Here is an 11,304-nt window from a genome sequence, read left to right on the forward strand (position 1 = left end):
AGTTGTTAGGTCGTATTCATGTCCTCTTGGTTGTTCCTGTCCTCCGGAAACTTGATTGCCGACCGCCGGTTTGATTTCGGGCGCGATTTGCAATTGCGCGGTGATTTGTCCGCGGCTGCTGATCTGATGGCGCAGGCAGTGGAGCTTGAGCCGGGCTTTGCTTCGGCGTGGTTTTCCTTAGGCGAGCTTCGTGAGCAGCTTGGTGAGCGGGAGGAGGCGATCACGGCCTATCGCCGCGCGCGCGATACCGATCCCTCCGACCGGCACGGTGCCAAGTTGCGGCTGATGCGGCTCGGCGCAGAAGATCTTTCCGGCATGCCGGCGGGCTATGTCACCGCGTTGTTCGATCAATACGCACCCAAGTTCGACAAGTCGCTGGTTGACGATTTGAATTATCGGGGGCCGCAGGTGCTGCTGAAGGCCGTGCTGACCGCGCGTCATGCCGGGCGTCTCCCCGCACGCTTCCGCCGGGCCGTCGATCTCGGATGCGGGACTGGTCTTGCCGCGCAGGAGTTCGCGTCGGTGGTCGATCAGTTTATTGGAATTGATCTCTCGCCGGGCATGATCAAGCAAGCCCGGGAGGCCGGCCTCTACGCACGGCTCGATATTGCCGACATGCTCGAGGGCCTGCGTGCGGAAGACAATGTCAGCGCTGATCTTGTCATGGCTGCCGATGCGTTTGTTTATGTGCCTAACTTAGCGCCCCTCATCGCGGAGGTGGCGCGTGTGCTGCAGCCGCAGGGCTTGCTGGCGTTCACTGTAGAAGCGCACGCAGGTGAGGGCTTTATTCTCAAGCCGACCCTACGTTACGCGCACAGCGTGGCCTATCTGCGCACGACGCTTGAGGGCGCGGGGCTCGCGGTGAGTGCGATTGCGCCGGTGTCCACACGCATGGAGGCTGGAGAGGCCGTCCCGGGCCTTGTTGTGACGGCAAGCAGACCCTGACGCTAGTTATATGCTGCATCTGAGGCGAACTTTGGATTCAGGAAACTAGCATTCAGCCAATAAAAAACCCGGCGTTTTGCGCCGGGTTTTTGTTTGGATCGCAGTGTTGCGAGATCAGTACTTCGCAACGATCGGCGAATTGAAGTGGTAGTTCAGGCCGGTGCGGAAGATGTGTTCCTGCACGCGGGTTGAGAAGGTGTGATCGATACCGCCTACGGTATAGGTGTCGGTTGTGCGGCCGAGATCGACATAAAGGTATTCGGTCTTGGCGGTCCAGTTCTTGCCGAACATGCCCATGAACTCGAACGGCGATTCGATGCCGCCGCCCACCGTGTAACCGGTCTTGGTCTTGTCGAAGGTCTGATCGAAGCCAGCGATACCGAGGCCAGTAGCCGTTTCTTGAATGCGGGTCTTTACGCTGCCGTAGGCGAGACCGCCCGTGCCATAGAACAGGGTCGATCCGAGCGAATAGCCGACGCGGCCGCGAACCGTACCAAACCACTGCAGCTTCTGGTCATACGACACGAATTGCGTGTTGGAGCAGGTCAAGATGCAAACGCGGTCGTCCTGCAGGCTCGAACCCTGGATATCGGCTTCGAGGCCGTAAACCCAGTTGGCTGCCTGCCAGTTATAACCGATCTGAGCGCCGGCGATGTAGCCATCCGGGCTGAGATTGAACTTGTTCGTGCTCGCAACGCCCGGGACGTTCAGGCTGCTGCGGTTAAGGGCTGTGCCGCCGCCGCCGTTGCCGCCGATGTAGAAGCCGCTCCAGTTGGCAATCGGCTCAGGCGCGTAAATGCCTGTGCCGCCGATGCGATAGTTCAGACCGGCGCGGAAGACACTGGCGCGGACATCCGAACCTACGCCGATTCCAGTGACCGGCGTTACGCCGTTCTGATTGCCAAGATCGATGTAGAGGTACTCGACCTTGCCGGTCCAGTTGCCGCCCAATGCAGCTTCAACGCCGCTGCCGACGGTCCAGCCGGTACGGGTGCTGCTCAAGGCCAAAGAGTCGGCAGGGGTTACGGAATTGCTGAACGTCGTCTTGACGTTGCCGTAAGCGAAGCCGCCCGTGAAGTAGGTCAGGACCGAACCGGTGGCGAGACCGACGCGGCCACGCGCGGTGCCGAACCAATCGATCTTCTGATTCAAGTCATACCCGCCGCCTAAACTGCAGGAGGTACCGTTGAAGCAGGTCCGGTCATCGTTGAGACCTGCGCCCTGGATGTCAGTTTCGACGCCGAGCACAAGGTTGCCGAAGCCGAGGAAGTTGCCGAACTGCCAATTGTAACCAATCTGGGCGCCGCCGACGCCACCAATCCCGCCGAGACGGGTCGTGTCGGCCACTCCCGGAGCGGCAACGATGGTATTGCTACGACCGAAGCCGGCACCGGCGTTCACACCGGCATAGAACCCGGTCCAGTTGTAAACCTGGATGACAGGGGCCTTGTAGTACGGCGCTTTGGTCGGCAAATCAGCAGCTTGTGCGCTGACAGCGCTACCAATCAACGCCGTTGCGGCAATAATCTTCTTCATAGGGCCCCCAAAATTCGATGCGAATCCATCCACGGTTGATGAACTGTACATGGCATAAAGCAATTTAGCTGTAACCCGGGAGCAACAGGCTTCAGCCGTGAATCTCGATTGGCTAAGGCATCGTAAAGCTTGAGGTTTTTCGGGGCTGCCGCGCCGGGCTGACGAATAATTTTTTCTATTGTCCGATGGCCTACTTCTGGGGGAAAAACCTCGAACTGCCCGTGCTCTCGACCCGGTCCGTAACAATGCTTACCTCTGCGATGTGAGCTCAATTTCCCGACCAATCGCCGACGCGGATATCCTGCCCGACCTGTTCGCGCGGTGGTTTGCGGATCGGGGCTGGGCGCCACGCCCTCATCAGCTCGATCTCCTTCAAAAAGCTCGCGAAAATCGCTCGGCGCTGCTGATCGCGCCGACTGGCGCCGGTAAGACTTTGGCCGGCTTCCTGCCGACCTTGGTCGAGTTGGGCGCGCCGCAGACGGTCTCCAAACCCGCAAAAGTGGCATCGACCGGGAAGACCGTGGTCCGCCCCAGCGGTCTCCATACCCTCTACATCTCCCCGTTGAAGGCACTTGCAGTCGACATCGCCCGCAACCTGGAGCGGCCGATTGCCGACATGAACCTGCCGATCCGGGTCGAGACCCGCACCGGTGATACCCCGGTGTCGCGCCGCCAGCGGCAACGGCGCTACCCGCCGGACATCCTGCTGACGACACCCGAACAACTGGCGCTGTTGCTGTCGTCGGACGACGCGCCGTACCTGTTTTCCTCCTTGAAGCGCGTCGTCCTCGACGAGCTGCATGCGCTGGTGACATCCAAGCGCGGCGATCTGCTCGCCCTGGGGCTGGCGCGGCTGTGGCGGCTGGCGCCGCAGGTGACGACCATCGGCCTGTCGGCAACGGTGGCTACACCCGATGATCTGCGCCGTTATCTCGTCCCGCAGAATGACGGGGGCGCCAACATGGCTGATCTCGTGATCGCCGATGCGGGGGCCGCGCCCGTCGTTGAAATGCTCGATACCCGTGAGCGATTGCCATGGGCGGGCCACATGGCGCGTCATGCGCTCGGCGAAATTTATGATCTCATCAAACGCAACCGAACCTCGCTGATTTTCGTCAATACGCGCGCGCAAGCTGAAATGCTGTTTCAGGACCTGTGGCGCATGAACGACGACAACCTGGCGATCGCGCTGCACCACGGTTCTCTCGACGTGGCACAACGGCGCAAGGTCGAGGACGCCATGGCGGCAGGCAAACTGCGCGGTGTGGTGTGTACGTCGTCGCTCGACCTCGGCATCGACTGGGGCGACATCGACCTTGTGATCAATGTCGGTGCGCCGAAGGGCGCGTCGCGTATGATGCAGCGAATTGGCCGCGCCAATCACCGCCTCGATGAGCCATCGCGCGCGGTGATGGTGCCGGCCAATCGTTTCGAAGTTCTCGAGTGCCGTGCCGCCATCGACGCGGTGGCGGAGAACGCGCAGGATACGCCGCCTCAGCGGACCGGCGCGCTTGATGTGCTGGCGCAGCACGTGCTCGGTTGCGCCTGTGGAGAGCCGTTTCAGTCCGACGATCTCTATCGAGAGGTCAGGACCGCATCGCCCTACATGGATCTCACGCGTGCGGATTTCGATGATGTGGTCGATTTCGTCGCCATGGGTGGCTACGCACTGAAAAGCTATGAGCGGTTTGCGCGCATCAAGCAGGACAAGCAGGAGCGCTGGCGTGTCGCCAATCCGAAGGTGCGGCAGAGCTATCGCCTGAATGTCGGCACCATCGTTGAAGAGCCGATGCTGAAAGTGAAACTTGTGCGCGGCAAGGGCGGCGGGTCGGGCTCGACCGGTGTGATTGCGCGCGGCGGACGTATGCTCGGGCAGATCGAGGAGTATTTCATCGAGGGCCTTGTGCCGAATGATACCTTCGTCTTCGGCGGCGAAGTGGTGCGTTACGAAGCCCTGATGGAAGACGAGGTTTATGTCTCTCGCACCAACGACTCGAATGCAAAAGTGCCGTCCTACATGGGCGGTAAGTTTCCTCTTTCGACCTATCTGGCGGAGCGGGTGCGTCTCCTGCTTGCGGACGAGCGTGCATGGAAGGGGCTGCCCGATCAGGTGCGCGAATGGCTTTCGCTGCAATTGCAGTTCTCGCGTGTACCGGGGCCGCGCGAACTCGTGGTCGAGACCTTTCCGCGCGCGGACAAGCATTATCTGGTTTGCTACCCGTTTGAGGGCCGCCTCGCGCATCAGACGCTCGGTATGTTGCTGACCCGGCGGCTAGAGCGTGCCCGCGCGAGACCGCTGGGCTTTGTCGCCAACGAGTATGCCCTCGCGGTCTGGTCGCTCGGCGATCTGTCGCTGATGATCCGCGATGACCGGCTCAATCTTGATGCCCTGTTCGATGCCGACATGCTGGGCGACGATCTCGAAGCGTGGCTGGCGGAATCCGCGTTGATGAAACGCACCTTCCGCACCTGTGCGGTCATCTCGGGCTTGATCGCGCGCCGCTTCACCGGCGAGGAAAAATCGAGGCGCCAGGTGCTGTTCTCCACGGATCTCGTCTATGACGTCCTGCGCAAGCATCAGCCTGATCACGTGCTGTTGCGTGCGGCGCGCGCCGATGCTGCCACCGGACTTTTGGATATTCGCCGTCTCAGCGATATGCTCACGCGCATCAAGGACCGAATCGTCCACAAGGAACTCGATCGCGTTTCACCTTTAGCGGTGCCGGTGATGCTGGAAATCGGTCGCGAAGCGGTTTATGGCGAAGCGTCGGATGAGTTATTGGCGGAAGCGGCCGAGGAACTCGTGAAAGAGGCGATATCGCCGCTTTAGATTTTAATTTTGACGCGTTTTCTTCACGCGAACCGGTAGCCACTTCGCTTGAAAACGCTCTAGGGCAGGTAATACGAAATGCAACCCGCGCGCAGGACAGATGGGCAGACAACCGTCAGTGTCGCGGGCGTCACGTTTGCCGCGGATATTTCCGGCGTGCTGTTCTGGGAGGAGGAAAGCCTTCTCGTCGTCTCCGATCTGCATCTCGAGAAGGGATCGAGCTTTGCGCAGCGTGGTGTGCTGCTGCCGCCGTTCGATACGACTGCGACGCTGACACGGTTGAGCACGGTGATCGCGCGGCACGATCCACGCACTGTGATCTCGCTTGGCGACAGCTTTCATGATCGCGAGGCACACGAACGGTTGTCGCCGGATAACCGTGACACGCTCGCGGCGTTACAGGCGCGGCGCGACTGGATCTGGATCTCGGGCAACCACGATCCGGCGTTGCCGCGTGATTTCGGTGGCGTGGTGGCTGACGAAGTCACGGTCGGCCCGATCGCGTTTCGGCATGAGCCGACCGGGGCAAGCGGAGAAATCGCCGGGCATTTGCATCCCAAGGCGCGCGTCTCGACGCGCGGTCGGTCGGTGGAGCGCAGATGTTTCGCAAGCGACGGTGATCGCGCGATTATGCCGGCTTTCGGCTCCTACACCGGCGGCTTAAGCATCCGCGACGTGGCCTTTGCCGCGATCTTTCAGACGCTGGCTTTCACCGCGCATGTCCTCGGCGATCGCCGCGTGCATGCCATTGCGGCATCGCGCTGTCGTTGACGTTGTTCAAGCCGCTTTGGCTTGGACCTCGCTGCAGAATTCCGCGAGGCGATCGGCGAGACGCAACGTCGCTGCGTTGGCTGTGGGTGATGCCACCAGCGCAACTTCCGTCTTGTCGATCGGTGCGAAGCCATCTTTCGCGCTGAGTGGTTGATGGTCCTTCTGAATAGCAATCTGAGGAAGAATGCTTAATCCAAGGCCTGCGGCGACTGCGGCCTGAATGCCGGACAGGCTGGAACTGGTGTAAGCCATATGCCAGCTGCGCCCCGCGGCTTCGATCGCGTGGATGGCGCGCGTGCGATAAAGGCAACCTGTCTGAAAAAAGACCAGCGGCAATGATTGTGCTTTCGTGTTGATGGGATTGGTTTTGCTCGTCACCCAATGCACGCGTTCGGGCCACACCGCGATGCCGCCGCTCTCCCCTGCATCGCGCTTGAGCAATGCGAGATCGATATCGCCGCGTTCGAGATCGCGTCGCAGATAGATGCTTTGGTCGGCGCGAACATCAAGGCGGATGCCGGGCCGCGAGCGCGCGAAACTCGCAAGCAGCTTGGTCAGGCGGTAGGCCGCGAAGTCTTCCGGGATACCGAGACGCACGGCGCCTTCTGTTGTTGGTCTGGCCAGGACGTCGCGTGCTTCTTCGGCGAGCGACAGAATGCGGCGCGCGTAAGAGAGCAGCCGTTCGCCGTCTTCGGTTGGCGTCACGCTCTTGCCGTTGCGATGGAGCAGCGGCCGGCCGAAATCATCTTCCAGGCGCTTGATCTGCTGGCTGACCGTCGACTGTGTGCGGTGAACCCGCTCACCGGCGCGCGTAAAGCCGCCGGACTCAACCACGGAGACGAAGCTGCGCAGGAGATCCAGATCCAGCATGACACGCTCCATTCGTTTTTCCACTGGAAATTATTTTATGATTTAATTTCCAAATAGCAAGGTTGAGGACTAGACGGGGTGGCACAAGGAGATGTGCCATGACCCACGCTTTGTCCGAGCCTGCTACGCGCAGCAAAACCAACCTGATGCCGTTCTACGTGGTCGGTTTCTGTTTGCTCTGGAGCGCCTCGTTTGTGGCCGGCAAGGTCGGTGTCACGGAATGTCCGCCGCTCATCCTGCTGACGGTACGCTTCCTCACCGCCGGAGTTTTGATCCTTGGTTTCGCGGCCATCCGGGGCGGCGAGTGGAACCTGTCGCGACGCGATATTTTCGTTTATGCGCTGATCGGTATCGCCAACAACGCGCTCTATCTTGGCCTCGGTTATATCGGACTCAAGACGATTTCGGCTGGACTTAACGCTTTGATTGTGAGCGCTAATCCGGTTTTTGTCGCGATCCTGGCTGCTGTGTTCCTGGGTGAGCAGATCACTTGGCAAAAGGTCGTCGGGTTGCTGCTTGGCGTCGCTGGTGTCGCGCTCATCGTTGCGCATCGCATGTCAGCCGGAACCGACAGTCCCATTGGAATTGCGTTTTCGGTAGGCGCCCTCGTGTCGATCGTCGCCGGCACTATTCTGTTCAAGGTGCTGGAGCCCAAGGGAAGCCTGCTGGTCGGCAATGGCATTCAGAACATGTCCGGTGGATTAGTGTTGATGCCATTCGCACTGATGTTTTCGAATATTTCCGATGTCGTTCCGAGCGGGCGATTGTTCCTGGCGCTGGGTTATCTCATCGTGTTTGGATCGATCATTGCCTTCGCGCTCTGGTTTCACTTGCTGACGACGATCGGCGCAACGGCGGCGAGTAGCTATCACTTCCTGATGCCACCGCTCGGAATGCTGTTTGGCTGGATGATCCTTAGCGAACACATCGCGGCCTTTGATCTGCTTGGTGTTCTGCCAGTTGCCTTGGGCATCTATCTGGTGACACGTCCGAGTACTCCATCAGTCCAGCGTTCGTAGCCCACAGAAGGATTGATTTGATTTCCGCCTCGTAATGCTGGAGCGCGGAGCCGCGACATTGATCGCCGAGCCTCCAGCGGCATCGTAACGAGAATCCCCGGGGAACCCGCGTATCCCTTTGGCGTTGCCGCATGCCACGAGGGATAACGGTTGAAAAAGCAGGCTGTAACGGCGGCACCAATAGCGGGTCACGACGAACAGCCACGTAGGCCGTCGGGCTTGCGAAAATTCCTGAAGACGCTCGGTCCGGGACTTATCACCGGCGCATCTGATGACGATCCATCCGGCATCGGCACTTATAGTCAGGCCGGAGCTCAACTTGGGTACGGCATCGGCTGGACCATGCTGCTGACCTTTCCATTGATGGTGGCGATACAGGACATATCGGCACGGGTCGGGCGTGTGACCGGTCGTGGCATTGCCGGCAACGTCTGTCGGTTTTATCCTGCGTGGCTTCTCAATATCATCGTGTTGCTGCTGTTCGTTGCCAACACCATCAATATTGCAGCCGATCTTGCGGCGATGGGTGACGCGCTGAAGCTTCTCATTGGCGGGCCGGGATTTCTCTACGTTCTGGTGTTCGGCGTGACATCGGTCTCGGCGCAGATCTTTCTCGACTACAAGCGCTACAACTCGGTCCTCAAATGGCTGACACTAAGCCTGTTCGCCTACGTCGCTGCATTGGCCGTTACCAACGTCTCATGGGGCGATGCGATCAAGGGAATTGCGATCCCGCAAGTGCAGTGGAGCTCGACATTTCTGACGACGCTGGTTGCGATCCTCGGGACGACAATTTCGCCTTATTTGTTTTTCTGGCAGGCTTCGCAAGAAGCCGAAGAGCAGCGCATCGATGTGAAAAAGCGGCCCCTGGCTGAAAAGCATTATGGTGCACGGAAAGAGTTTCAACGCATCCGCGCCGATACCATCACGGGGATGGCGTTTTCCAATCTCATCGCCATCTCGATCATCATCACGGCGTCCGCAACGATGCACGCTACTGGCAAGACCAACATCGAAACATCGGCTCAGGCGGCAGAGGCCTTGCGGCCCATTGCCGGCGCATTTGCTGAATTCATTTTTGCAATCGGGATTATTGGAACTGGGTTGCTGGCGATCCCGGTGCTGGCTGGTTCAGCAGCTTACGCTATCGGAGAGGGACGGCGATGGCCCGTCGGTCTTGCTCGCAAGCCGCGCGAGGCAGTGGCCTTCTATTCAGTCCTGGCGCTATCGGCAGGAATCGGCATTGCGCTGAATTTTACGCCGATCAGCCCGATTTCGGCGCTGTTCTGGAGTGCCGTCATCAACGGCGTTCTGGCGGTGCCGGTGATGATCTTGCTGATGACATTGTCCCGCCGTCGGGACGTGATGAGCAAGTTCGTTGTCAGCGGGCTTTTGTACTGGCTTGGCTGGGCGTCGACCGGCGTGATGGCGGTGTGCGTCGTCGCCATGGCCGTCGGGTATTTCGTGTAACCTCAATCTCTGCGGAAGACGACAGAGGCAAGCCAGCCGGTGGCGAGCGCCATCAACGCGGTTACGAGGCCATAAAGGAGCCCATGCTGACGGGCCGCGTTGGCGACGAATTGCTCGAAACCGACTTTGACGATCTCAAACGCCGTCTCTGTCCTGGCGATCAGGACGCCTCCGGACAGCAGCTTGATATCTACATCATAGGTGCCGATCGGCACTTCGGCGGGCAGCGGAATTCCGGTGCGAAATAGCGTCGGCGTCAGGAATGTCACAGCGCTTTCCTGCTGGCGGTAAAGCCCGTGGTCGGTGCGCAGCTTGACGAACGCAATCCTGAAGGGGTCGCTCGCAACGACGTTTGCGACATCGGGACCGATCCGTTGCGGCAGGAAAACGTTGTTCAATCCGATCTGCTGCCGCCGCTGCACATCTGGTGCGGCGATTTCTTCGATCGGTCTGTTGGAAAAGATGCCGAGGTAGGAGGGCACCTGGATGAATTCGCGGGAATCGATGTTGATCCAGATTCCCAGTTTGCGCTCCTTTCGCCGGGTCACCATGTCGGCACGCGGGCCGCTGACCGTCACGACGATATCGTACTCGGTTCGATCTCGCGATCTGCTGTCGCGCTCGATGGAGCCGAACAGCACAAGTTCTTCACCGGAATAGTTTGGTGTGACCGTGATGCGGTGGTTGGAGACAGAGACGATCAAGCTCTCCGCGCGGGCGACACCACCCGCCACGAAGGCGAGGATGAATCCGGCGATGAAGATGGCAAAACGCTGCTTCATCCGCCGCTCCCCAGATCGCGGATGGAATAGAGCTCGGCCGGCTTGATCACGAGTTCGACGGCAAAGCGAATGCCGACGGAGAGAATCAAAAGCCCAAGCAGCAGGCGCAGATGTTCGCTGCGAATTCGTTGTCCAGCCCGCGCGCCAAATTGGGCTCCGATCACACCCCCAACCATCAGCACAAGGGCGAGCACGGCGTCCACGAGATGATTGGTGGTCGCATGCAGGATCGTCGCGAAGATCATGGTGACGAGCGTCAACGCCATTGATGTGCCGATCACGGTCGAGGTCGGCACGCGCAGCACATAGATCATGATCGGAATCAACAGGAAGCCGCCGCCGATACCCATGATCGCGCCGAGGAAGCCGATCAGCAGGCCGATGGCGACGACCGGGATCACCGACAGATAGATCTTGGAGCGCTTGAAGCGCATCTTGAGCGGAAGGCTGAGGATCCATCCTTGTGCCCGCGCCCGACGCGCCAGCGGCGGCGGACCTTTGCGGGTTCGCAGAATGGCGCGCGTGCCTTCCAGAAGCATCAGGGTGCCGACAGTGGTCAGCAGCGCCACGTAGGACAGCGCGATGATGAGATCCAACTGGCCGACGGAGCGCAGCAACGCGAAGATCCACACACCAAGTGCGGTGCCGGTCACGCCGCCGCTAAGTAGCACCATCGACAGCGCGGGATCGATGGCACGTCGTCGCCAATAGGATAAGGCGCCGGAGAATGATGATGCCGCCATGTGGCTGGAGACCGAGGCGACCGCCACCGCCGGCGAAATTCCGATGAAGATCAGGAGCGGCGTCATCAGGAAGCCGCCACCGATTCCGAACATGCCGGACACGAAGCCAACGGCCGCGCCCATCGCCAGGATGAGAAACACGTTGACCGGAATGTCGGCGATCGGAAGAAACAGTTGCACGCGCGTTCGCTTGAGGTCGGCGGCGGGACTGCACCGAGCCCTCGCAGCAGTGGGTTGCCGCGACGCGGGTTATGCGCCGCGATCCCTGATTAGCCGATATCGTGCGTGTGTGGGTTAAAGAATCCGGATATCGGCGCGGATAGACCCCTGACCGTTAT

9 protein-coding genes are annotated in these 11,304 nt (G+C 60.0%); 5 read left to right on the top strand and 4 right to left on the bottom strand.

What is annotated here, in order from left to right:
* Positions 1–18 precede the first annotated feature (18 nt).
* Complete coding sequence (locus ACZ5C3_RS02565; RefSeq protein ID WP_464035022.1) at positions 19–945, top strand: class I SAM-dependent DNA methyltransferase; 927 nt, start codon at positions 19–21, stop codon at positions 943–945.
* A 114-nt stretch (positions 946–1,059) separates the two neighbouring features.
* Here the strand turns inward: ACZ5C3_RS02565 and ACZ5C3_RS02570 are convergent, their stop codons facing one another.
* Complete coding sequence (locus ACZ5C3_RS02570; protein ID WP_464035024.1) at positions 1,060–2,481, bottom strand: outer membrane protein; 1,422 nt, start codon at positions 2,479–2,481, stop codon at positions 1,060–1,062.
* A gap of 262 nt (positions 2,482–2,743) precedes the next feature.
* On the opposite strand from ACZ5C3_RS02570, the gene ACZ5C3_RS02575 reads away from it, so the two are divergent.
* Entirely contained in the window at positions 2,744–5,311 is a 2,568-nt protein-coding gene (locus ACZ5C3_RS02575) for a ligase-associated DNA damage response DEXH box helicase (RefSeq protein ID WP_464035026.1), read from the top strand.
* 78 nt (positions 5,312–5,389) lie between these two features.
* The gene (gene pdeM / locus ACZ5C3_RS02580; protein WP_464035028.1) at positions 5,390–6,082 is read left to right on the top strand and encodes a ligase-associated DNA damage response endonuclease PdeM; all 693 of its coding nucleotides are present in this window, start codon (positions 5,390–5,392) and stop codon (positions 6,080–6,082) included.
* A gap of 6 nt (positions 6,083–6,088) precedes the next feature.
* On the opposite strand, the gene ACZ5C3_RS02585 is transcribed toward pdeM, so the two are convergent.
* Positions 6,089–6,952: a LysR family transcriptional regulator gene (locus ACZ5C3_RS02585; RefSeq protein ID WP_464035030.1), complete on the bottom strand. Its 864-nt coding sequence runs from the start codon at positions 6,950–6,952 to the stop codon at positions 6,089–6,091.
* 98 nt (positions 6,953–7,050) lie between these two features.
* Between ACZ5C3_RS02585 and ACZ5C3_RS02590 the strand changes: the two genes are divergently transcribed.
* The gene (locus ACZ5C3_RS02590) at positions 7,051–7,971 is read left to right on the top strand and encodes a DMT family transporter (protein ID WP_464035032.1); all 921 of its coding nucleotides are present in this window, start codon (positions 7,051–7,053) and stop codon (positions 7,969–7,971) included.
* Between the two features lie 180 nt (positions 7,972–8,151).
* Positions 8,152–9,441: an NRAMP family divalent metal transporter gene (locus tag ACZ5C3_RS02595; RefSeq protein ID WP_464044771.1), complete on the top strand. Its 1,290-nt coding sequence runs from the start codon at positions 8,152–8,154 to the stop codon at positions 9,439–9,441.
* A 2-nt stretch (positions 9,442–9,443) separates the two neighbouring features.
* Here the strand turns inward: ACZ5C3_RS02595 and ACZ5C3_RS02600 are convergent, their stop codons facing one another.
* Together ACZ5C3_RS02600 and ACZ5C3_RS02605 are read right to left on the bottom strand one after the other, a co-directional pair.
* On the bottom strand, positions 9,444–10,223 hold the full coding sequence (locus ACZ5C3_RS02600; protein ID WP_464035033.1) for a TIGR02186 family protein: 780 nt from the start codon (positions 10,221–10,223) through the stop codon (positions 9,444–9,446).
* On the bottom strand, positions 10,220–11,146 hold the full coding sequence (locus ACZ5C3_RS02605) for a sulfite exporter TauE/SafE family protein (protein WP_464035035.1): 927 nt from the start codon (positions 11,144–11,146) through the stop codon (positions 10,220–10,222). Before ACZ5C3_RS02605 ends, ACZ5C3_RS02600 begins: the two co-directional genes overlap by 4 nt.
* Positions 11,147–11,304: the final 158 nt, after the last annotated feature.

The organism is Afipia dichlorophenoxyacetatis, from assembly GCF_055386385.1.

Excerpts from the sequence above, each read along its gene's own strand:
- ACZ5C3_RS02565 (WP_464035022.1), top strand. The coding sequence starts at position 19 with ATGTCCTCTTGGTTGTTCCTGTCCTCCGGAAACTTGATTGCCGACCGC.
- ACZ5C3_RS02570 (WP_464035024.1), bottom strand. The coding sequence starts at position 2,481 with ATGAAGAAGATTATTGCCGCAACGGCGTTGATTGGTAGCGCTGTCAGC.
- pdeM (WP_464035028.1), top strand. The coding sequence starts at position 5,390 with ATGCAACCCGCGCGCAGGACAGATGGGCAGACAACCGTCAGTGTCGCG.
- ACZ5C3_RS02585 (WP_464035030.1), bottom strand. The coding sequence starts at position 6,952 with ATGCTGGATCTGGATCTCCTGCGCAGCTTCGTCTCCGTGGTTGAGTCC.
- ACZ5C3_RS02590 (WP_464035032.1), top strand. The coding sequence starts at position 7,051 with ATGACCCACGCTTTGTCCGAGCCTGCTACGCGCAGCAAAACCAACCTG.
- ACZ5C3_RS02600 (WP_464035033.1), bottom strand. The coding sequence starts at position 10,223 with ATGAAGCAGCGTTTTGCCATCTTCATCGCCGGATTCATCCTCGCCTTC.